The organism is uncultured Psychrobacter sp. (assembly GCF_947488565.1).
Classification (GTDB): Bacteria; Pseudomonadota; Gammaproteobacteria; order Pseudomonadales; family Moraxellaceae; genus Psychrobacter; species Psychrobacter saeujeotis.
Genome location: NZ_CANKZC010000004.1, coordinates 170633 through 194554 on the forward strand (window position 1 = coordinate 170633; position 23922 = coordinate 194554).

Below are 23922 nucleotides of genomic sequence, written 5' to 3' on the forward strand. Positions count from 1 at the left end.
TTACCCCTATTGATGTCATCAATTAAAATGCCATTGGCAATGATTGTACTTTTGGCCTTGATGATATTGAGCGCGATAATGCCTCATAGCGTCATGGCTGCTGAACCTGGTGCGCTTGGTGTAAGTACTGGTAGTGAAGAGAGCGTACGCCAGACATTGCCTGACTCGTTTGGACGCGATACTCCGCGCCATACAGTACAAGGGTTTATCAGTGCGTTGGGCGAAAATGATTACCTACTGGCGAGTAATTACCTGAATCTGACCAAATCTGACAATCCGACGACGGCGGTACGCGAGTTTAAGCAAGCGCTTGATGCTGGTGGACGCTTTCAGCCTGACTTGCAAATCAATAATACCCCTGAAGGTAACCTAACCGATCAGCTACCACCAAGCCAAGAAAACGTGGGTAATATCAGTATTGGCGAAAAAAGTGTGCCGTTATTACTTGAAAGAGTCGTGTCTAAGCAAGGCGAGCAGTACTGGCAGTTTTCTACTGAGACGCTAAGCTCTATACCAGAAGTATTAGAAAACACCAAGCCCACTTTGGTGTCTCGTTATACATTTGAGTCACTAGAAGATAAAAAGCTCTTTGGCTATCAATTGGCGGATCTGGTCGCTGCGCTTGCTATGGTTGTTAGTAGCTTTGTACTGACTTATATCATGGTCTGGCTACTGTATCATTTACTAAAAATTGTTTACCCGCGAGTACGCAACACCCCGTTACCTCTACCGGACAAAGTTATCTTGCCACTGGCTGTTGTTATCATGGCATTGATCTTGTCAGAGGTGATGGTCTATGCAGGCGTGTCGGTGACGCTACGGGAACCCGTTAACCGTTTTACTGAAATCGCTTCTTGGCTTGCGATAACATGGCTGCTGCTACGAGTGATCGATGCGATCTTTACTCGTGCGGTTAACCTAAGCTATAAGAAAAACTATACTGAACGCGTCTCTATCTTAGGATTGTTGCGAAAAGTCGTCAAAGCTTTGCTGCTTATCTTTGCAGTCATTGTCATATTTGGTAATTTAGGTTTTGACTTAACGACTGGTATTGCCGCATTGGGGGTTGGTGGTTTAGCATTAGCACTTGGTGCGCAAAAGACCATCGAAAATCTGGTTGGTAGTGTGGTTGTCGTGGCAGATTCGCCAGTGCGGATAGGTGACTATTGTAAGTTTGGCACCTATGAAGGCACAGTGGTTGATATCGGTATTCGCTCATCACGCGTACGTACACTATCACGAACCATTGTGACCGTGCCTAATGGCGATTTTTCGTCTATGCAAATTGAGAACTTTACCTCTCGTGATATGTTCCGCTTTTACCATCAATTGTATCTTAAGCGTACTGCTGATATCGAAGTGGTCTTTAAAATGGTCAAAGACTTAGACGAGTTTTTAAATGAGCATTATTTGACCAACCAAGAATGGAATCAGGTCAATATTTTAGAGCTGCGCCAAGATTGTTACGTTATTCAATTACAAGCCTATATCAATGCTAACGATGTGATGGAATTTTACGACAAACAAAACGTTGTGTTCGTCGATGTGCTTAACCAAGTCGCAAAATACAAAGTCGAGCATGCACTACCAACGCAGCAGCTGATTGTCAATCAAGCTGAGCTTGAACATCATCGAGAAAACAACCATGACACCGATGGTCAAGAAAATGATAGTGAGCGTCGTGCAGATAACTCTGAAGAAGATACGACAAAGGATAACACCAGTGAAGTTGATACCAGTGCTGATAATGACAAGCAAGAAGAGGGCATTGATTTAGACAAAAGTGTCAACCGTACTAAAAGTGCCGAAGCAGCGGCAAAACAAAAAAGAAAAGCTAAAAAGGCTGAGGCCAAAAAAGCCCATAAAAGCAGGAACTATGCTTTAGCAAAGCGTAAATTCAAGCGTGCTAAAAAGAACTTTAGTCTTTCTATATGGAATCAGCCCTAAAGTAGAGGTTTATGCTACTACTTATAGTGCTATAAACATTTGATACTATTAATGCTATGAAGACAAGGCGTCATTTTTATAAAGGGATAGCGGTTTTGTTACGCAGCGAGCCATAGTACGACCAAAGCAGGAGACTGGCAGCGCTACGATGCGGTGACCAGTCCTGCGTCAGATTGTTTAATAGTTTTGGTGTGGGGCGCTCAGGTAAATCCAGTAGTGTCATCGCGGCAACTTTAATCGCCAAATCATCGACAGCAAGGACATCAGCGCGTTTTAAAGAAAACAATAAATACATCTCGGCTGTCCAACGTCCGATGCCAGTAACAGCGGTTAAGGTTTTTATTACTGTCTCATTTGACATGGTTTCTAGTATTGCAAAGTCTATATTGTGCTCTACTAACGATCTGACATAACGGGTCTTTTGTTTAGATAAACCTTGCTCTCGTAACGCCTCGTCTGTTGCTTCAGTAATCTTTTGTGGGTTTGTCAAATTGGCATCAACCAATCGTTGCCAAATGCTGGCTGCGGCAGTGACTGACAACTGTTGCCCAACCATCGCTCTCATTAATTGCTTAAACCCACCTGCATTGTGCCTAAGGTTTGGCACGCCAACTTGCTCATAGGCGGCCGCGAACCTTGGTTCGATAGCTATCAAAGCGCTAATGTGGTTTTTTAGCTCCTCAGAATTTTCAATGGTTTGTATATTCATAATTGATTCACTTTATTTGGGTTCAACAAAAAGTGCAACACGCACCACAGAAATACGCAATATATCTGCATAAAAAAAGACTGCTTATCGGCAGTCCTTTCTTGCTTGACTCTAAGGTTTATTCGCCATCGACTTTGGGTTTTTTGAGCAATACTAGCACTGCGCCATTACCGCCATCTTTGGGCGGCGCAGAGCAAAACGCCAATACTTCTGGTAGCTGACGTAGCCAGCCGTTTACACAAGTTTTTAGAATAGCCTCAGAACCTTTGCCATGGACAATTTTTACCATGGTTTCATTTTTTTGCTTGGCTTGGCTAAGTAGCTGAGTCATTGCTTCGCGTGCTTCTTCGATGGTGCAACCATGAATGTCTACCGCGTCATACCAGCGCAGTTTGCCTTTTTTAAGCTGATCAAAAATCTTGTTTTGCAGGGTTGGTTGTTTATAAGACAAATAGGCTTCGCTAGCGACCGGATTGAGCAGTGCTTGCATATCTGACAAGCCTGCGCCTAGATCGCTTGCTTCACCGCCTTGAGCAGCAGCGCGCTTTGATAAAGTAGTGGCATCAGGTTTGCGTGCTTTTGCTGTACTGGCAGGAGAGCGTACGTTTTTGTCTTCAAGCTGATTTACACCATGCATCGCTTGCATAAACAGTACTTTATCATCGTCGATATGTTCACTGTCTAATTGTTTGACCGTCTTTTTGACCTGCTTTTGCGTTGGCAGTGACACAGGTTCTGTCGGCTTTTGGTTTTCACCTTCAGGCGAGTTGGTATCGCGACCTTTACTCAATTGACCTTTTAGCTCTTTGAGTTGATCCTGCATTTCTTTTGAAAATAGAGAGTTTGACATAAAAGTTAGTGTATCGTTGGTTGATGGAGAAATGATTAGATAATCTATATAAGGGTCATTTTTAGTTACTTTACTCGTCTGTAGCGACGCCTGCAAGTAAGGATTGTAACGCTTGTCCAGGATGATCGGTTTTCATAAACTGCTCACCGATTAAAAAGTGCTGGATATTGTTATCTAACATCAAGCGAATATCAGTGCTGCTATGAATGCCGCTTTCAGTGACGATAAGCGGTTTATACGTGCTATCAATATCAGCTGCTAACGCGTCGATTAAAATGTTTTTTAGATCGAGTGTGGTTTGCAGGTCAACATCGAAAGTGTTGAGATCTCGATTGTTAATGCCGTAGATGTTGTGTGCTGAGCGTGGTAGCTTAAGTGCGCGCTCAAGCTCGACTTTGGTATGTACCTCAATCAATACATCCATACCCAGCTCAATACCAAGCGCATGCAGCTCATATGCTTGCGCATCGTCAAGGCAAGCCATGATGAGTAGTATGCAGTCAGCACCCATCAAGTAGGATTGATAAATTTGGTACACATCGATCATAAAGTCTTTGCGTAGTATCGGCAAGCTTGCAGCATTAGCAGCGGCGATAAGGTAGCTATCATGGCCTTGAAAGTAATCACGATCGGTGAGAATAGACAGACAACTGGCTCCAGCTTGCTCGTATTGCTGAGCAAATAAAGCTGGGGCAAAGTTGTGATTGATGATGCCTTTAGAAGGAGAGGCTTTTTTGATTTCAGCGATGATGCCGACACCACTCTCGCTAGTGCTGGCCGCACGCAATGCCTGAGCAAAGCCGCGACGCGGACGCGTATCAGCCGCTACTTGTGCTTGCAGCTCTGTAAGCGATAGCGCTTCACGAGCTGTTTTTACTTCTTCTACTTTGGTTGCGACAATTCGCTGTAATACTGAAGGTATGTCTGAATGGGTCATGCTCGTATCCAGTTATCGTTAAAGGTAAATAAGCAGCAGTGGCTGATTGACTATTTTAGATAAAGAGTCTTGCATTGGTTACGCATTGGCTATCAGCTGCTGAGTATATTGCGCTAAAGACTCAAGCTTGGTTAAAGCATCACCATTTTGTATCACCTTTTGTGCGCGGCTGACACCATTTGGATAGTTGCTGGCAAGTCCCGCCGTATATATCGCTGCCCCTGCGTTTAGTGCAATCATATCACGCGCTTTGAGTACCGCACGGTCGTGAGTATCGGTACCTGATAGAGCCGCGCGTATCAGCTCAAGACTTTGCTTTGGCGAGTCTACATCAAGGCCAATGAGCGTTTGTGACTCGACACCGGCATCTTCTGGCATCATCTCATAAACTGATATCTCACCGTCTTTTAACTCAGCAACTGTGGTCGAGGTCGCAAGGCTGATTTCATCCAAGCCGTCTTTTGCACCGACCACCATGACATGACGCGCGCCTAAGTTTCTCATCACTTTAGCGATAGGTTCACACAGCTCAGCGGTAAAGACGCCAATCACCAGATTGGGTACGCTGGCAGGATTGGTCAAAGGCCCTAAGATATTAAATATCGTCCGTGCTTTTAGCTCACGACGTACCGGGTTGGCATAGCGCATAGCACTATGGTGATTGGGCGCAAACAAAAAGCCTATCCCTTCATTTTCTATACATTGTTTGGCTTGCTCAGGTCTAAGCGCCAAGCTAATACCTGCTTGTTCTAATAAGTCTGAGCTACCAGATTTGGTAGACACACCGCGGTTACCATGTTTGGCAACTTGTGCGCCAGCCGCCGCAGCCACTAGGGCTGAGGCGGTAGAGACGTTAAATAAGTTGGCACCATCACCGCCAGTACCGACGATATCGACCAAATAGTCGCAGTTTTTTGGGTCTATATTGGCAGCTAAAGCACGCATGGCACTGGCCGAGGCGGTAATCTCATCAATGGATTCGCCTTTCATGCGCAGACCAGTCAATATAGCCCCCATCATGGCATCGCTACATCTGCCTTGCATGATAATCAGCATGACTTTGTACATCTCATCAAACGTGAGATCAATGTGCTGAAAGATTCTACCTAACGCTGTTGTTAATAGTTTATGCGTCTCTTCGTCAGATAATTGAATAATATCATCTGGCATATCGGCGGCTAGTTTATAGTCTTCCTGTAACTGATCGATGGTCATTAAAGTCTCACTTTTTTATATTTATATTCGTTTTAATTGGTTTTTTGAGTGTGTCGATTTATGCTTGCTAAATATACCCTGTACATGGACTCACACAACATTTATCCCACTTGTGGCAACTCATCTACAGATAATACGGCCAAATTATGCGCCTGTAAAAAGTTATTAAGCAGCTGATATCCTGCTTCACTTAGGATAGATTCAGGATGAAACTGAACGCCTTCGATGGCAAAGATATTGTGACGTATACCCATGATCTCCTCAATGCTACCATCTGCATTTTGTGTCCATGCAGTTACTGCTAAACAATCCGGTAAGCTTGCTTTATCAATGACAAGAGAGTGATAGCGCGTAACTTGCGAGGGGTTAGGCAAATCAGTAAAAATACCTTTATGGGTATGATGAACAGCGGATAAACGTCCATGCATGACTTCACGAGCTTTGACTACTTGGCCGCCGAATGCTTGGCCAATGGCCTGATGCCCTAGGCATATACCCAAAATAGGAATAACACCTTTAAAAGTATCAATAACGTCTAAAGAGATACCAGCACGATCTGGATCGCACGGACCAGGGCCGATGACGATAGCATCAGGAGCTAGGGCTTTGATTTGTTCAATAGTGGCCTGATCGTTACGCCAGACGGTGATGTCCTGCTGTAATTCACCGAAGTACTGTACAATATTGTATGTAAAGCTGTCGTAGTTATCGATCATTAGAATCATTCTGATTTTAACCTATTGATAAGATGTTTTATAAGAGCTCTATTATTATGCCTTTCATTATTATATATACAGACACAAAGCAAGTTTTATAGAGGCTGAATATCTTACCACTATTTTGGTGGGTATCAAATGACACATGTAACAGTCGGCTGTTTTTACAAGTCTTATGTTCTATGATAAAAGTGCCTTTTATATCATTCATACTTCATGAAAAATAAATTTATCACGCACCATTTTGCGTCAATTAGGGAGCTTAAGCACTAATTTGGTGCGTAATTTACGCTGTCTCTTCTCATTGTTGTGCAGATGGTAGGGGTGTTCTATAAAACTGGCCTTTACTATTTATATGGTATTTGTAGATATATTCTACATATATCACGGTTTGGGAGCCAAAAATAACTTTGGATTATCATCACAAAATAAGTTTGGCATAGGCTTTGCACCCTTATATTTGTAACTTGGTACTGGGATAAATTTATATTCTATCATTCATTATTGTAAATTTAAGGTTAAAATCTAGCGGATAAGCTACTTAAGATGTTATAACTGTTCAGCATTATTGAATAGATACTGCTAAAATAGCGCCAGCATCGTATAAGCTTATGAGTGATAGAGCAAAATGGTTGAATATTACTGCCATCATAAATCTAAGCTAACACTTAAATATAATAGTAAATGCCGTATCTTAGAATTGAACAATAAACGTAACAACATGACCATCATAAGGGAGACTATTCATGTCCAATAAATTACTGGATCTTATCAAATCGTCTAGTGCAAAGTGGGTTGATTTTCGTTTCACCGATACCCGCGGTAAAGAGCAACACATCAGCTTTCCGGCGCATAGCGTTGATGAAGAGGTGATGGAAGATGGCAAAATGTTTGATGGCTCGTCTATCGCTGGCTGGAAAGGCATCGAAGCTTCAGATATGATACTGCGCCCTGATCCAGAGACTGCGTTTGTTGACCCGTTCTTTGATGCCGTTACTGTGGTAGTTACCTGTGACATCATTGAGCCATCAACGCTACAAGGCTATGACCGCGATCCGCGCTCTATCGCTCGCCGTGCAGAAGAGTATTTGAAGTCTACGGGTATTGGTGACACCGCTTATTTTGGACCTGAGCCTGAATTTTTTGTCTTTGACGATGTAAAATGGTCGATTGAGATGTCAGGTGTGAGCCATAAGATTACCGCTGAAGAAGCAGCATGGTCGACGAATAACGACTATGAATGGGGCAACATGGGGCACCGTCCACGCGTGAAAGGTGCTTATTTTCCTGTACCACCAATCGATAGCTCTCAAGACATGCGTTCGGTCATGTGTGAGCGCCTAGAAGAAATTATCGGGGAGGGCTGCGTTGAAGTCCATCACCATGAAGTAGCGCCTTGTCAGTCTGAGATTGGGGTGGCGTTTAATACGTTGGTACGTAAAGCTGATGAAGTACAGCAACTAAAGTATGTCGTACACAACGTTGCGCATCAGTTTGGCAAAACGGCAACCTTTATGCCAAAACCAGTGGTTGGCGACAATGGGTCTGGTATGCACGTCCATATGTCCATCTCAAAAGACGGTGTCAACACTTTTTCAGGGGATGAGTACGCTGGTTTGTCTGAAACGGCGCTTTATTTCATCGGTGGTATCATCCATCATGCCCGCGCGCTAAATGCAATCACCAACCCATCGACCAACAGCTATAGACGCCTAGTACCGCATTACGAGGCACCTATCAAACTGGCATACTCTGCTTCTAATCGCTCAGCATCTATCCGTATTCCTCATGTGAGCAGTCCAAAGGCGGTACGTGTCGAAGCACGCTTTCCTGATCCAGCGGCCAACCCGTATCTAACTTTTGCTGCACTACTAATGGCTGGGCTTGATGGCATTCAAAACAAAATGCACCCAGGTGATGCTGCTGATAAAAACTTGTATGATTTGCCACCAGAAGAAGAAGCACAAATTCCAACGGTTGCAGAAAACTTAGAAATCGCGCTACAGGCCTTACGTGACGATCATGAGTTCTTATTAAAAGGCGATGTGTTCACTGAAGACATGCTTGATGCATTCATCGCGCTCAAAGAAGAAGAAGTGCAACGCGTCAATGTCACTGTGCATCCAGTAGAGTTTGACCTATATTATAGCTGCTAATTTATCGTCAATACTTTATGCTGGTTTTAAGAGTCGGTCAAGTCAATCTTGATCGGCTTTTTTGGTTTGTTTAAACGGCGTTTCCCATTAAAGAGCAGTAAGAGCAGCAATGCGAACTGTGACGCTACTATTAAATCATTGCTGATTTAATAGTAAAAATCCCGCATAATGGTTTTATTGATATACTAATAATAGACACATAGTAGGTTGCCTCATTATGACGTTATTAACAAAACAAGTTTTCTCAAACGTTAGTTTTTCTAAAAGCAGTTTTGGCTTAAGAATGCTGTACGGTATGGCTATGCTTGCGGTCAGTTTGCCTGTAGCTATTGCAAATGCTGCACCTATCTATAAAGTAGTCGACGAGCAAACAGGTCATGTGACTTTTACAGACCGCCCTCAAAGCTATGAGCAAAAAAGCAACAAACAAGTTAGTCAAACTGATGTTATGACCACGGTTATGACTAATAACAATACTAATAATCGCTCAGATACGAACGCTAACGATACGTCTACAACATCTTCTCAAACAACTGCACTCATGACTTTGCAACAAGCGGCTTCTAATAATGCAACATCTGCACAAGTTAATTATCAACTAACGATGTTAGAGCCTAATGAGGCGCGTGCCTATAGGCGCCCTGCACAAAGTATCAATGTCAAACTAGAGCTTAGACCTGCACTACAAGATGGCGATAGCGTCAGTATTTATTTGGATGGTAATGAAGTGGCGCAAGGGCTTAGCGCTTCTATTGCAACAGTGGATATTTTACCAGGGACGCATAGTATCCAAGCTATTATCAAAAATAAAACAGGACAGACGCTCAGCCAAGTCGAACGCACAGTATATGTCATTCAGAATACGGTGATTTTGCAAAACAAAAAGAAGATTGCTGCGCAAATGCTGGCCTATAACCGTTTGTCATGGCATCAAAAGGTGTTATTAAAGTTGCGCCAAAAGGACAGTTTTCTGCAAAAAATAGAAAGCAGTCGACCTGTCACTGATGATGCTTTTATCAAGTAAATATAAAAAGCAGCTACCACAGTAGGTAGCGGCTTCTCATATTTTGACTTATAACATAATATAACGTGGGCAGATTATACCGATTTAGGTGGCCTAGCTACTTGATCAGCTCAATAGTACCGTTGGCTGTCACAGATATAGTGCTATTACCTGACTCAAAATTTTGATTAGGTACTGAGGCATCTGCTGCTTCTGCTCTCATACTCATGCTGCTATACATTGGGCGCGGATAGTTGCTACCAGTATTTAGATTGACGTTCACCACGCGATAACCACTAGCATCCCAAGCACGTGTTAGGTTTTTAGCCTGCTGTTGAAAAGCGCGAGAAGCATCGGTCATCAGCTTTTGCTCTAGGGCGTCTTTTTTATCATCTGACACTCCAAAGTTTAAATTTTCCATTACCAGCGTTTCTTGCAAATCTGCAATAAGCTGGCTAGTCGCTGAAAAGTCAGTACTTTTTAGATCTATAGTCGCTTGTCCCGTCCATCCCGTAATTTTATTGTCTTTGTCGTAGCGAGGGTAGGTGCGCTGCTGACCCGTACTGACTGTCACGCTAGGGTAGTGTTTAGCGATTTTCATAGCGTTATTGATAGTGGTATTGAGCGTTGTAGCCAGAGCTTTAGCGTTGGTTGCTTGCGCTTTTTTGTACATACTAGCGCGTACTTCATCATTTTGTATCTCTTCTTTAACTTCTGTTTGAAAAGTAAGCTGATCATAGCCTGTCGGTTCTGCATGTGCGCCGCTCATCATTGCAGTCAACAGGCATGTGGTACCAGTGGTTAATATCGCTTTGTTAAGTAAAGTGCTTTTCATGATAATCTCCTAAATATAATTAATATTGATATATATCAGCCTTAAAAAGACAGTTCTTTCTAGGTTTGAGGTGATAGGCTCTCATTTTATTTTATTGGGAAATACCTAGTAAACTGAGCTTCATTCATTAAAATAGCAAAATCTAGACGAGTCCTTGTAAAGGTTTTGTCACCAAATCTCGCTGCTATCGGTGTTATGTCATTGGTGGTTTTGAAAAAGGGGTTGTAATAATGAAAAATTCTTGTATAATTTGCAACTGGTGGCTCCATTGGTAGCCTCGCAACATTGTTCTATGAATCCCGCCAGGACCGGAAGGTAGCAACGGTAATAGTTATAATGTGTGCCGAGGATGTGCTTTTGGAGTCGCTTTTTTTTGTCTAAAATTTGATAACTGCTTCGATAAACCCTTTCAAAAAGTTTATATGATGTACTAAGCCCTTCATTGCAAAGGGCTTTTTTTGTGCATGCATTTCGTCTGATTGTGTCTTTTCATTGATTAAGATAGGTTAAAATAATATGTATTAAGTTTTATTTACGCTGATGTTAATACTGAAAGATTTGAGGCTTATTTATGAAAACGTTTGTTTGGCTATTTATCATTGTTGTTGTGCTAATTGTTGTTTTTGGCGTGTCGATATTTAATAAGTTGGTGCGGGCGCGCAACCAGGCGAAGAATGGCTTTGCACAGATAGATGTGCAGCTAAAGCGCCGTCATGATTTGATTCCAAACCTGGTAGAGACTGCCAAGCGTTATTTGACCCATGAAGAAGAAACGCTGACCCGCGTGATTAGTGCGCGTAACCATGCCCAAAGCTTGCAGGACTCTAATAAACATCAGCCAGACTCGCTTGAGCATATGGCGCTATTTGCCAAAGCAGAAAGCATGTTGTCTAAAGCATTGGGACAATTCTCAGCTGTGGTGGAAGCGTATCCAGAATTAAAAGCGGACAGTATGATTAAAGAGTTGATGGATGAGCTGACCAATACAGAGAACCGTATTGGCTTTGCCCGTCAGCATTATAATGATAGCGTGATGTTTTATAACAATGACCGCGAAGTGTTCCCAAATAACCTTGTCAGTAGCACTTTTGGTTTTCGTCCGCTCAGTCCGTTAGTGTTTGAAGATAGAAAGGCCATTGCTCAAGCACCTGTCGTCAATATGGGTTAAAACTTGAACAGATTGGGTTAATTTGAGATAAGCTGATGGATTTTTTTGCTGAACAGCGGATACGGACGCGGCGCAGCCTGTTACTTTACGGGTTGTTTTTTTTGATTGTACTTGCACATGTGATGCTGGCGCTTGGGGTTATGGCACTGCTGTTCACGTTATTTACCGATGGTATTTATTATTGGGCATTGATACTGACGGTTATGTGGACGATAGGCAGCTTTGTTGTTGGTAGCTTTTTAGAATACAGACGTTTAAAAGCTGGTGGCCGTGCTGTTGCCCAGCGTGTGGGTGCGGTGCGTTTGTTTATTGATAATAGTCAGGACGCTTGGGAACATAGCCGCGGAGTCGCTCATCAATATGAGCCTGACTCGAAAGTTCGTTTTAGCGCTCGTCATATAGCGGTACGTGATGAGCGTGATTTTCCGCCAGTTTATCGCCGTTACTATGAGATCGCTCAGCAGCTGGCTATTGCGTCAGGCTTACGTATGCCAATTCTCTATGTGCTGCCTGATGAGCAAGGCATCAATGGTTTCGTGGTGGGTCGCGATAGCCAAGATATGGTGCTCGTCGTTACCCAAGGCGCGCTAGATAAATTGTCTGATGAAGCACTATACGGACTTATTGGTCATGAATACGGTCATATACTGCACGGTGATGCCAATTTTAATCTACAGCTGATGGTGGTATTGGCAGGCTTGCAAATACTATATGACTGGAGTGACCCAATATCCAGTCATCGTTATTTTAATAGCGATAGTATCTCCCATAAGTCTTTGTCACAGAGGCAGGTTGATACGCTGGGACGTAACACAGAAGCACAAACCGCCAATTTCACCACGCATAGTGAATGGGTTGCTTATTGGCAGCAGCAGTCACAACAACAGCAGTCCTCAGCCAAGCGTCAGTCTAAGTGGGTACAAACGCCACCTATCATCAATCGGCAAGCCCCGCGCAGTGTTTGGACATTGTTATTGCATGGATTGAGCTTTTCGAGCATGGCCAGTGCGCAGCTGATTAAACATAGCTTTAACCGTCAGCGTGAATTGCTCGCCGATGCGACCAGCGTGCAGCTGACACGCTCGCCTGCAGTTATCGAAACTCTAAAAGCCATTCATCAAAACTCGCTCGGTTCGCGCTTATCAAATATCGCTGACATCAATGGACTGAGTCATTTCTTTTTTGCCAGCAGTGGGGCAGATCTTGGCGATGTCTCGTGGTTTGCGACCCATCCTAGCCTAAGCGAGCGCATGAGGGCCATCAATGCAAATGCCTATCATGACTTTGCCGTTCAGGTCACAAGAGAGAAGCGCATCAATCAGCAAAAAATAAAAGAGATATATGAGCAGCGTCGCCTTGGTGATTGGGGAGCAATAAAAGAAAATAGCCTAAGCAATAATAAAAACGCGCACCAATCTCATACATCTAAAGCTCAATCAATATCTGTTAATCATGCTGTTGATGATATTTTCATCGAATATCCTAGTGATATTACTCACAATGGGGCTTCAGCTTTTTCTACTGATGAACCTAGCAGCAAATGTGAAACAGAAGCGGGACTTGAGTTGGTCGTAGAGGAAGATGTGATTGTTGGTGGGCGTTTACAGGTAGCAGAAGATATTGGTGCTTATCAGCTGTTAAAACCATGGATGGCAAAACCTGACAGCGATTTGCCATCAGCAGCTTTGATTAGCATTGACGATATAAGCAAAGTCACGTTACCACAGCATGTGCTCAATCACAGTCACCATTCATTAGGGGCGCAAGGATTAATAGAAGCCGTCATGCTGTGCCATCAAGGACAGACACTATCTACGACTGGCATGTATGATTTAAAAGATATTTGGATTGGGCTTCCAAACGATAGAGTATGTGCTGCTGACACCGATGCTCATACTAATAATAAGATTAAGACTGATACTTTCAATAACCCTCAACTTTTAGCACATACGCTAGACCATACATTATTAAAAATAATTGCAAATCTTGACCGACGTTTAGACAGTGCTTTGATTGCATTCGCTATGAAGCAACTTAGCCAGCATGATCTATCAGAAAGCAGCATTAATCAACTACGTCTAAAAAGCGAAACCAGTCATAGTAACCAAGCCCATCAGCATTATGTGCAACAAAAAAGGTGTCGTACGATGCTGTCGCGCTATCAACAAGGCTTAATTAAGTTGTTTGGGAAGCAGCTATCAGCTGATCTGACCAACAGCTTTTCTGATAACCTATCAGATGAAAAAGATTTAATGATTGATGAACAATCAATACCGACTCATTTAAAAAGCGCATCAATTTCAACTCCAGCGCAGCAAGTCTCACCAATTCTATCGTTATGGCAAGCGCTGCATTTACAGCAATTACTGCCAATATTTTCCGAAGTTTTAAATGATAATGATGGAGATATAAAGGCTGAATGGCAACCGCTATTACAAAGGGGTATGAATGAGATATGTGCTCAGCTTGATCCTTCAGGACAAGTGTTTAACAGTCTTAATGTTGCTAAGAGAGCCATATTAATATTGCTTGCATATCGGCTGTCAAAAGATGTCAAAGGTCAAGTGATATCGACGTCCGATAGATCAGTACATGTGTCAGGGCTTGGCTATAATAATGACAGCGTTGCGCACTATATCGTCGATCTACGCCGCCATGCGCGCTTAATTGATATTGATTTAACCGCGGTTAGTGATGCCAATTTGCAGTGGTTATTATTAACTGCTCAAAGTCTAAATAGCGTTCAGCTATTGGCTGTCATTAGTACTGTGCCTGTCTACCTCGCGTCTATTGCTACGGACTCTATAATAGAGACTCAGGGGAAAGAGAATTATCCAGAGACACAACAAGAAAGCCGTCAAATAGACTATAATGAGTATCGACAATGGCTAAGTACATTGCATACCGTCATGTTACACGATACGATAATCAGTCAGGATGAGTACGACTGCTTGATGGCACTCGCAGAGCACTGGCTAGACGTTCGTAAGCTTTTTTGATTGCAGCTTAGTTGACACCTCAGAAGTCATTCAGCAGCTATGATGGATACTTTGGTTAAGCTATCAAACTAATCGGCCCATCTACAAATGATTTAAACAAGATAAGTAGGACAATAAAGAGACATGAGTGATATCCAAGAACCGCTAATTGTATTGCAGCGCCGCGTGCAGCAACGCCAAATTCTAGCGATGATGGGTATCGATCAATGGGCGCAGTCGAATTCAGCGACGTTAAATATTGCAGATATTTCTGCGGCTCCTGAAAATCAACCAAGCCTACCTAGTCAAAGCGTTTCGAACCAAGATGCTGCACAACCAAGCGTTGAAGCAGAAGTAATTGACCACTCAAATCATAACTTATCAGACAATGAATCAACAGACACTATATTGGATACAGAAAATACGTCTGCTAACGATTATGAGGTTATTCATGATAGTGAAGAAACTCAAGATATCAGCTTGCAAGCCAATAAGCAAAGCCCAGTAAGCTACAGTTTTGACAGTACGACAAGCCATGCAACGCACTCTCCAAGCGCTAGCGACTCTGAAGATAGCTTGCAACAAATATCACAAAACGTTGAGCAAGCGGTTGCCCCTTTGATAGACACCGTAACAACGATAGCCACTCCATCTATCAATCAAAATAATATTGTAGAAACCCATAATGATAATAGCCTTAAAAAGGTAGCACCATTTGACTTACAAGGTGGTCGCTATGGCGACTGGGTAATTTTGGTTGATATTCAAGCACTCAACAACGACAGCGAAAAGCTATGGCAAAATATCACGCAAGCGCTATCAATCACTTGTGAGACAACGTCGTTTCCGATATGTGAAGGTATGGATACTGCCGAGCTTGCCAATGCTAGTTTTGCAGGATATGTGTTTAAGATTGGTCGTAGTGAAGAGATAAAAATTATCTCATTAACCACACTGCCTGAAGGCCTCGAGCATCCTAATCTTACCGCTGTAGCTACCTTGGATGAGATGCTCGCTGATAGTAACCTTAAACGTCAGCTTTGGGAGCAGTTATCCGGTCAGAGTTAAGTGTTTACCGCAATAGCTATTAAAAATAGAGATAAGATTAAAGGGGTTTTAAAGCTGACGTTTAAAAAATTAGCTGTTAAAACTATATAATAACGATGATATAACAACGATGATTTCATCATATCAAGGATATGGATTATGACCAGTAAAGCCGCTTCTAACCGTGTACCTAACTTTTCAGCTGGACCCGCCACTATACCGACCGCAGTGCTAGAGCGTGCGCAAAGTGAGCTGCTTGATTGGCAAGGCCGCGGCATGTCAGTCATGGAGGTGAGCCACCGTAGCAAAGAATATGTCGCAATTACCGAAAAAGCAGAGGCGAAATTGCGCGCATTGATGGATATACCAGACAACTATAAGGTGCTATTTTTGCAAGGTGGTGCCAGCTTACAGTTTTCAGCGATACCATTAAACTTGTTAAGTGGCGGGCGCGGTGATTACCTGACGACTGGTGCATGGTCAGGTAAAGCGGTCAAAGAAGCGCAGCGTTATGCGAATCTAGGCCTCGGTGAGGTTAATTTGGTCGCAACTGGCAAAGACAGTAACTTTACTGCTGTGCCAGCCCAAAGCGATTGGAATATAAGCGAAGATGCAGCGTATTTTCATTACTGTGCTAATGAAACCATTCATGGCGTGCAAATATTTGAGCCGCCACAAGTTGATGCGCCACTCATTGCTGATATGTCATCTTGCATTTTGTCACAGCCAATCGATGTAGCTAAGTTTGGGATGATTTATGCCGGTGCACAAAAAAACATCGGTCCAGCAGGATTGATTATTGTGATTATTCGCGAAGACTTATTGGGGCTGGCAAGTGAGTGGTGCCCACTGCTCATGAACTACGCGCATCAGGCTGAAAAAGAATCCATGTCAAACACGCCAGCGACGTACTCTTGGTACTTGGCCGGATTGGTGTTTGATTGGTTAGAAGAGCAGGGCGGCGTTGCTGCTATCGGTAAAATCAATCAGCAAAAAGCAGATTTACTCTATAAAACCATTGATGACAGCAGTTTTTATAACAATCCAGTTGTGCCTGAATATCGCTCTATCATGAATGTGCCGTTTACGTTAGCAGACGATAGCCTTGACAAAGTGTTCTTAGAAGAATCAGAGGCCGCAGGCTTAATGAACTTAAAAGGTCACCGTGATGTGGGCGGCATGCGTGCCAGCATCTATAATGCAGTGTCGCTAGATTGGGTACAGCAATTGGTTGACTTTATGATTGCTTTTGAAAAAAAGCACGCTTAACCAAGCTAACAAATTATAGGTCTTAAGTTTTTGATATTAGATTAATACTAAAAGAAGAGCGCAACTGACAACGGTTGCGTTTTTTTGTTATATACCCCACTTTAAACACTTTAAACACTTTAAACACTTTAAACACTTTAAACACTTTAAACACTTTAAACACTTTAAATATGTTGGCGTAGGCTTGGTTTTCAACCCAGCTTTAAGGCTTTGCAAAAGCAAAATGCTGGGTTAAAAACCCAGCCTACGAAAGTTCATGCTAAGTTGAGAGTCAGATGTTATCTATAGGCTTTATTGATTCAATAATAAGCCAGTTATCATACTTAACACTGCAAACCATTAGGTTAAAAAACTGAAGTTTGTTATGATAAAATTTCGTGGAATATTTGTTTTGTAGTCAGGTCTTAAGTTCTTGTTAGTCAAATTGATTGAGTTTAGAGGGTAGTTACAAGGTCATGATGATAAAAAATGCCATGCTAAAAGCCGTCTTACTCACTATCACTATCAGCTGGATACCAGTCAGTATCGCGGTGCCCATTACCACTACCGCGCTTGGTCATAATAGCCCGACTGAGTATATTGACGCACCATATATGCCTTATGCCAATCCAGATGCGCCAACAGGGGGGACATTGTCGCTTGATGCGCGTGGCACCTTTAATGCCGCCAATAAATGGATGACCACGGGTGTAGCAATGATTGGCACCGACTACTTATATGATACTTTGATGACTGGCTCATTAAATGAAGCCTTTACCATGTATCCGCAGCTGGCAAGCAAGGTGACTTATGACCCTGATGATACCAGTTGGATTATTTATCATATAAATCCTGCCGCGCGCTTTTGGGATGGCTCAGCGGTAACCAGTCATGATGTCAAAGCCACTTATGATGCGATATTGAATAAAGGGCCGATGTATATCCGCAGCTATTTGGGAGATATCAAAGACATTGAAATTATTGATAAGCGGCGAGTAAAGTTTGTCTTTGCCTCCGATGATAACAAAGAGATTTTATTAACAGTCGGGCAGTTTCCAATTTTTGCCAAATCCTCTATCGATGCTGACTTTGAAAAAATTAGCCTAACGCCATTGATGGGTAGTGGACCTTACAAGCTTGGCCGCGTCGATGCAGGGCGTTCGGTCAGCTATATACGTGATCCCAATTATTGGGGTCGTGATTTGATGGTCAATCGCGGTCGTTATAACTTTGATATGATTAAGTTTGTCTATTATCAAAGTGATGAGATTGCTTTTGAGGGTTTTAAATCAGGGCAATATCGTTTCCGTCCGGAAAATAAAGCGTCGAACTGGGCAACCGGTTACAACTTCCCAGCGGTAAAAGCCGGCCTTATCAATAAAGAAAGCATAAGCAGCGAAAACCCCGTACCAATGCAAGCACTGGTCATGAATATGCGCCGGCCACTTTTTCAAGACATTCGCGTCCGTCAAGCATTAACCGCAGCTTATGACTTTGAGTGGATGAATAAGACCTTATTTCATGGACAGTATGAACGTTTGCAAAGCTTTTTTCATGGCTCAGAGCTTGCCGCCACTGGTACGCCATCTGCGACTGAAATGCAGGTACTAACGCCTCTATTGTCTAAGCTTGAACCAATTCAACGTCAAGCAGTATTAGCAGAGTGGCAACTGCCCACCAGTGATGGTAGTGGCTTTAATCGTAAAGGACTATTAAAAGCGCGGCAGCTGTTGCTAGATGCAGGGTTTTATTATGACGATATGCAACTATATCAGCCCGATGGCAAGCAGGCTCAGATTGAGATTTTGATGACAGGCGAAACCATGGGCCGTGTATTACTGCCTTATATTCGTAATTTAAAACGCTTAGGATTTGATGCGACTCTTCGCCAAGTAGATGGTCCGCAGTATTACGAGCGAATGCGGCGCTTTGATTATGATATGGTGGTCGATGTATTTGCTCAAAGCTTATCACCTGGCGCTGAGCAAGCAGCGTTTTGGGGGAGCGCAGCGGCTGATCAACCTGGCAATAGAAATACAGTCGGTATTAAAAACACAGTCATAGATGAGATGACTGTCGCCCTTGCAAACGCTGAGAATCGTGACGAGATTATTTTATATACTCAGGTGCTAGATCGTCTGCTACGTGCAGGTCATTATCTAGTACCGTTATATGGCAAGTCTGGCACCAATGTGGCCTATTGGGATCAGTATCGCCACACTAAAAAACTCCCAACCAATGCTGTCGGTATTGATTATTGGTGGGTTGATAAAGAAGCAGAGACGCGTGTGAATCAATATTTAAAACAATAAATGATAGTGATTTTTAAGTTTTATTTCATATCAAAATTTTGATAAAAAACATTAGTAATAAAGATACCTACAGGTAAGGATTCAATATGAGTATTCGTATTCACCCAATTAAAGCGTTTAACGATAATTATATCTGGACATTAATTAATGAAAATAACAAACAAGCAATTGTCATTGATCCAGGTCAAGCTGAGCCTGTCATTGCCTATCTGGATGATAATCAGCTAGAGCTAACGTCAATTTGGACCACTCATCATCACCATGATCATATTGGCGGTGTCGCAGAGCTACAAGAGTCTTATCCGATGACGCACCTGGTCGCACATAGTGAACATACGGTAGATGAAGATCAGACTATCAAAGATGGCAGTACGGTAAGTGCCTGGGGCTGCTCTGCACAAGTTTGGGATATCTCAGGTCATACCGCCAGCCACATGGCTTATATACTAGATGTCGATGGCAACAAGCATTGCTTTTGCGGTGACACCTTATTTAGTGCAGGCTGCGGACGTGTGTTTACTGGGACGATTGAGCAGTTGCATGACAGCTTTAAGCGTTTAAATGGCTTGCCAGCTGAGACGTTATTATATCCAGCACACGAATATACCGCCAACAACTTACGCTTTGGTCTCTCTATCGAGCCTGACAATGAAGCGATGCAGCAAGCGTTAGTACAAGCAGAAGAGAAAACCGCACAAGGCATCCCGACGTTGCCAGTCACTTTGGAGCACGAGCGCGCAATCAATGTGTTTTTACGCACGCAAGAGCCGAGTGTGATTACGGGTGTAAAGTCTAAAGTAACTATCGAAGATGACAAGTCTTTGACTGTATTTGCCGCGTTACGTGAGCTTAAAAATAACTTCTAAACGCTAAATTGTCATACCTGTTTATTCTAGGAAGCTGCCATTATGGGTCGTTATATCTTAAAAAGGTTGCTGTTGATATTACCGACGCTATTTTTGATATTGCTGGCGAACTTTGTAATTGTACAAGCAGCGCCTGGCGGTCCTGTTGAGCAGCAACTGGCACTGATAGAGCAAGGTGCAAAAGACAGTGCGCTCGGTGGTAATATCGGAGCGGGCAGTGCAGGCGGCAACGGTAGTACCTATCAAGGCACGCGCGGCCTATCTGAGGAGATGGTAGCGGCGATAAATGCGCAATACGGCTTTGATAAATCGGCACCCGAGCGCTTTTGGCTAATGCTAAAGAATTACGCCCAGTTAGATTTTGGTGAGTCGTTTTTTAAAGGCCAGACAGTGACCGACCTCATTATAGAAAAACTGCCAGTATCAATCTCGCTTGGGCTTTGGAGTACGCTGCTGATTTATATGATCGCTATTCCATTAGGGGTCTACAAAGCCATGCATCATGGTTCGGGTATCGATAAATTCACTGCTATGCTGCTTGCTATTGGTCATGCAATTCCTGTGTTTGTGTTTGCCGTCATACTATTGGTTTTCTTTGCTGGGGGCAGTTACTGGAATATCTTTCCACTGCAAGGATTAACCTCAGAGAATTTCGATCAATTGAGCGTACTTGGTAAAGTAAAAGATTATTTTTGGCATCTAGCATTACCGCTCTTAGCAAGTACCGTGGGCGGTTTTGCAGGCTTAACCTATTTGACCAAGTTTAGCTTTTTAGAGGAGTTGGGTAAGCAATATGTGCTAACCGCACGAGCAAAAGGCTTGGGCGCACGTCAAGTGCTGTATGGTCATGTCTTTCGTAATGCGATGCTGATTATTATCGCTGGTATTCCGGCAGCTATCGTTGGGATTTTCTTTGCTGGTAATTTCCTTATTGAGATTATCTTTAAGCTTGATGGTCTAGGGTTGCTTGGTTTTGAAGCCATTCAGCAGCGTGACTACCCTGTGATATTTGGTACGCTATTTATCTTTACTTTGGTGGGACTGTTGTTACAGCTCATCAGTGATTTAAGTTATCATTTAATCGATCCCCGTATTGATTTTGAGGGGCGTTAATGTCAAGTCATCCATTACCTTCAACACCCTCAACCGCATCTTCTATTCCTATAGAAAAAAAACGCCGCCTAAATCCTATTTGGCAGGCACGTCTAAACCGCTTTCGCCATAATCGTCTTGGCGTTATATCGCTGTTTGTTTTTGCGCTGATATTTGTTATTTGTATGGCCGCCAATGTGATTGCCAATGACAAGCCACTACTGGTCCAGTATCAAGGCGATTATTATTTTCCTGTACTAAAAGCCTATCCTGAGACGACTTTTGGCGGGGTGTTTGAGACCGAAACCAATTATAAAGATCCTGCGGTGCAAACGCTGATTAATGATCAGGGTTATTATGTGATGCCGCCTATTCCCTTTGCCGACCAGACGCCAAACGTTGAGCTGGGCATTCCGTATCCAGCCGCACCCAATAGCCAGAACTGGCTTGGTACTGATGATATGGGTCGCGATGTGCTCGCGCGGATACTTTATGGTATGCGAGTGTCGCTATTGTTTGGTCTGGCTCTGACGCTGGCGGGTGCGTTAATTGGCATTATCGTCGGTGCGATACAAGGCTATTATGGTGGCTGGGTAGATTTGGCAGGGCAACGCTTTATGGAGGTGTGGGGCGGTATGCCTCAGCTGTTTATGATTATTATTTTGGTCAGCTTATTTAGCCCCAGTATCTTTATGCTGTTTGCAATGATGCTGCTATTTGGTTGGATGGGGCTGGTCGGTTTGGTGCGGGCGGAGTTTTTACGGGCACGTAACTTTGATTACGTCCGTGCCGCTCGTAACCTTGGTGTTTCGGACAGTCAAATCATGCTAAGACATATCCTGCCTAATGCCTTGGCCTCTAGCTTGTCGCAGTTGCCATTTATCTTAACGGCTAATATTATTGCGTTAACAGCATTAGACTTCTTAGGATATGGGCTGCCACCTGGGTCACCGTCGCTCGGCGAGCTGATGGTACAAGGAAAAAACAACCTCGATGCCCCTTGGCTGGCCTTATCGGGATTTTTCAGCTTAACCTTTATTTTATCATTGCTAATTTTCGTTGGCGAAGCGCTACGTGATGCCTTTGATCCGAGACGCTCCTAATATGACAACTGATAAGACGATAAACGCTAATATGAAAACTGCTACTAAGCAAAATAATCGTCTAAACGATGATTATAGCAATGCCGCAAACAAGCTCATGCTGACAGTGGAAAAGCTTAGTATTGCCACCACTTCTGGTGTGACTCTAGTCGATAAGCTATCGTATGAGGTTAGACAAGGGCAAACGCTAGCCATCGTTGGTGAATCAGGTTCTGGTAAATCAATTGCCAGTTTGGCGCTATTAGGCTTGTTACCAGACAGTTTGAGCGTTACTGGTGAGGTACAATTAGCAGAGGCGATAGGAATAGCTACATTGCCGATAAGCAATCACAAAACACGTGATGCTGCGCTACGCTCTATCCGTGGTCAACGCATCGGCATGGTATTTCAAGAGCCAATGACGGCGCTCAATCCATTACATACGGTTGCCAAGCAAATCGCTGAATCACTACGTCTCAGTGGTGTAGCCAAAAAACAATGGCGAGAGAAAAGTGCCGCTTTGTTAAACGATGTCAATATTAGCGAGCCTGCTGACAAGCTAAATCGCTATCCGCATGAGTTGTCTGGTGGTCAGCGTCAGCGGGTAATGATTGCTATGGCATTAGCGCAGCAGCCAGATATTTTAATCGCTGATGAGCCAACCACTGCGCTTGATGTCACCTTGCAACATGAGATTCTCGCCCTGTTAGATGATCTTAAGCGTCAACATAATATGGCAATGATATTAATCAGCCATGATCTCAATTTAGTCAGGCGTTACAGTGATGACGTCATCGTCATGCGCCAAGGTCAAACGATTGAGCAAGGGCCAACTGCAGTGGTATTTAGTCAGCCTAAAGCCGACTATACTCGCTCGCTTATTAAGCAAGATTTTGGGCAAGCATTGGATTTATTCGCTGATAGCAATGGGCAGCAACCAATAGTATTGCAAGTCAGCAACTTACAAGTACAGTTTCCGATTGAAAAAAGCTTGTTTGGTGGCACTAAACGCTGGTTTGATGCGGTAAAAGATGTCGATATGACCCTGCAAAAAGGGCAGGCACTCGGTATCGTTGGTGAATCAGGCTCTGGGAAAACAACGATTGCACTCGCGTTGAGTCAATTACTCAGCAATCAAGCGCGAGTCGGCGGCCAGATAATAGTCAATGGACAAGAGATAGCGGCATTATCAAAACGTGATCTACGCCGCTTTCGCTCGCAGATTCAGATGGTATTTCAAGACCCTTTTGCCAGTATTAACCCGCGTATGACGGTCATGCAGATAGTGGAGGAAGGACTTTTAGTACAAGGCATTGATAAAATATCCCGTCAGCAGGCAGTGATGGAGAGCTTAGCAACGGTACATCTGCCAACTGAGTTTGCGCAGCGTTATCCACATGAGCTATCTGGTGGGCAGCGTCAGCGGGTGGCACTTGCACGCGCACTCATTATGCAGCCAAGTCTATTGATACTGGATGAGCCTACTTCGGCGCTTGATAGCACCACGCAAGTCACGGTAGTCAGCTTGCTCCGAGAGATTCAAGAAAAACTGCAAATTAGTTATATATTTATCAGCCATGACTTAAAAGTCGTACGTGCATTGTGTCAGCACATTATGGTGCTAAAAGCAGGCATGTGCATTGAGTCTGGATCTACCGAAGATGTTTTTAATAATCCAAAGCATCCGTATGCACAGCAGTTATTGCAGGCAAGCATGCTATAGCTAAGCAGTCAGCACTACACAAATATACTAATCTTAGA

General features: G+C 43.3%; 18 protein-coding genes and 1 other RNA gene. 13 read left to right on the forward strand and 6 right to left on the reverse strand.

Annotated elements, in window-relative coordinates; translation table 11 throughout:
- Window positions 1-39: 39 nt before the first annotated feature.
- Window positions 40-1947, forward strand: coding sequence for a mechanosensitive ion channel family protein (locus tag Q0890_RS10000; RefSeq protein ID WP_299220263.1), 1908 nt, complete (start codon window positions 40-42; stop codon window positions 1945-1947).
- 76 nt (window positions 1948-2023) lie between these two features.
- Here the strand turns inward: Q0890_RS10000 and Q0890_RS10005 are convergent, their stop codons facing one another.
- From Q0890_RS10005 to Q0890_RS10025, 5 genes are all read right to left on the reverse strand, one after another.
- Window positions 2024-2656 carry a DNA-3-methyladenine glycosylase 2 family protein gene (locus tag Q0890_RS10005; RefSeq protein WP_299220266.1) on the reverse strand — a complete coding sequence of 211 codons (633 nt, stop codon included), beginning with the start codon at window positions 2654-2656 and terminating at the stop codon, window positions 2024-2026.
- Between the two features lie 118 nt (window positions 2657-2774).
- Window positions 2775-3506 (reverse strand): Smr/MutS family protein, encoded by a 732-nt coding sequence (locus Q0890_RS10010; protein ID WP_299220268.1) that lies wholly within the window; start codon window positions 3504-3506, stop codon window positions 2775-2777.
- Between the two features lie 70 nt (window positions 3507-3576).
- Window positions 3577-4443, reverse strand: coding sequence for an indole-3-glycerol phosphate synthase TrpC (gene trpC, locus Q0890_RS10015; protein ID WP_299220270.1), 867 nt, complete (start codon window positions 4441-4443; stop codon window positions 3577-3579).
- A gap of 78 nt (window positions 4444-4521) precedes the next feature.
- On the reverse strand, window positions 4522-5658 hold the full coding sequence (gene trpD / locus Q0890_RS10020) for an anthranilate phosphoribosyltransferase (RefSeq protein WP_299220273.1): 1137 nt from the start codon (window positions 5656-5658) through the stop codon (window positions 4522-4524).
- Window positions 5659-5759: 101 nt separating this feature from the next.
- Window positions 5760-6383 carry an aminodeoxychorismate/anthranilate synthase component II gene (locus tag Q0890_RS10025; protein WP_299220276.1) on the reverse strand — a complete coding sequence of 208 codons (624 nt, stop codon included), beginning with the start codon at window positions 6381-6383 and terminating at the stop codon, window positions 5760-5762.
- Between the two features lie 737 nt (window positions 6384-7120).
- Between Q0890_RS10025 and glnA the strand changes: the two genes are divergently transcribed.
- On the forward strand, window positions 7121-8530 hold the full coding sequence (gene glnA, locus Q0890_RS10030) for a type I glutamate--ammonia ligase (RefSeq protein WP_299220279.1): 1410 nt from the start codon (window positions 7121-7123) through the stop codon (window positions 8528-8530).
- A gap of 217 nt (window positions 8531-8747) precedes the next feature.
- Window positions 8748-9554 (forward strand): DUF4124 domain-containing protein, encoded by an 807-nt coding sequence (locus Q0890_RS10035; RefSeq protein ID WP_299220282.1) that lies wholly within the window; start codon window positions 8748-8750, stop codon window positions 9552-9554.
- 97 nt (window positions 9555-9651) lie between these two features.
- Here Q0890_RS10035 and Q0890_RS10040 read toward each other — a convergent pair whose 3' ends face one another.
- A complete protein-coding gene (locus Q0890_RS10040) occupies window positions 9652-10368 on the reverse strand; it encodes an SIMPL domain-containing protein (protein WP_299220285.1) in 717 nt (238 codons plus the stop codon).
- 266 nt (window positions 10369-10634) lie between these two features.
- On the opposite strand from Q0890_RS10040, the gene ffs reads away from it, so the two are divergent.
- The 10 genes from ffs to Q0890_RS10090 all read left to right on the forward strand — a co-directional run bounded on the left by ffs (window position 10635) and on the right by Q0890_RS10090 (window position 23884).
- Window positions 10635-10731: signal recognition particle sRNA small type (ffs, locus tag Q0890_RS10045), an RNA gene on the forward strand.
- A 208-nt stretch (window positions 10732-10939) separates the two neighbouring features.
- The gene (locus Q0890_RS10050) at window positions 10940-11536 is read left to right on the forward strand and encodes a LemA family protein (RefSeq protein ID WP_299220288.1); all 597 of its coding nucleotides are present in this window, start codon (window positions 10940-10942) and stop codon (window positions 11534-11536) included.
- 35 nt (window positions 11537-11571) lie between these two features.
- Window positions 11572-14535 carry a M48 family metalloprotease gene (locus tag Q0890_RS10055; RefSeq protein ID WP_299220290.1) on the forward strand — a complete coding sequence of 988 codons (2964 nt, stop codon included), beginning with the start codon at window positions 11572-11574 and terminating at the stop codon, window positions 14533-14535.
- A gap of 123 nt (window positions 14536-14658) precedes the next feature.
- Window positions 14659-15582 carry a hypothetical protein gene (locus Q0890_RS10060; RefSeq protein ID WP_299220293.1) on the forward strand — a complete coding sequence of 308 codons (924 nt, stop codon included), beginning with the start codon at window positions 14659-14661 and terminating at the stop codon, window positions 15580-15582.
- Between the two features lie 138 nt (window positions 15583-15720).
- Entirely contained in the window at window positions 15721-16830 is a 1110-nt protein-coding gene (serC, locus tag Q0890_RS10065; RefSeq protein WP_299220296.1) for a 3-phosphoserine/phosphohydroxythreonine transaminase, read from the forward strand.
- A 458-nt stretch (window positions 16831-17288) separates the two neighbouring features.
- On the forward strand, window positions 17289-19121 hold the full coding sequence (locus tag Q0890_RS10070) for an extracellular solute-binding protein (protein ID WP_299220857.1): 1833 nt from the start codon (window positions 17289-17291) through the stop codon (window positions 19119-19121).
- An 86-nt stretch (window positions 19122-19207) separates the two neighbouring features.
- Complete coding sequence (gene gloB, locus Q0890_RS10075) at window positions 19208-19987, forward strand: hydroxyacylglutathione hydrolase (RefSeq protein ID WP_299220298.1); 780 nt, start codon at window positions 19208-19210, stop codon at window positions 19985-19987.
- A 42-nt stretch (window positions 19988-20029) separates the two neighbouring features.
- Window positions 20030-21100, forward strand: a complete 1071-nt coding sequence (gene yejB / locus Q0890_RS10080) for a microcin C ABC transporter permease YejB (protein WP_299220301.1) — start codon at window positions 20030-20032, stop codon at window positions 21098-21100.
- The gene (locus Q0890_RS10085; RefSeq protein ID WP_299220304.1) at window positions 21100-22182 is read left to right on the forward strand and encodes an ABC transporter permease; all 1083 of its coding nucleotides are present in this window, start codon (window positions 21100-21102) and stop codon (window positions 22180-22182) included. The genes yejB and Q0890_RS10085 overlap by 1 nt, the downstream gene beginning before the upstream one ends.
- A 31-nt stretch (window positions 22183-22213) precedes the next feature.
- Window positions 22214-23884, forward strand: coding sequence for an ABC transporter ATP-binding protein (locus Q0890_RS10090; RefSeq protein ID WP_299220307.1), 1671 nt, complete (start codon window positions 22214-22216; stop codon window positions 23882-23884).
- Window positions 23885-23922: the final 38 nt, after the last annotated feature.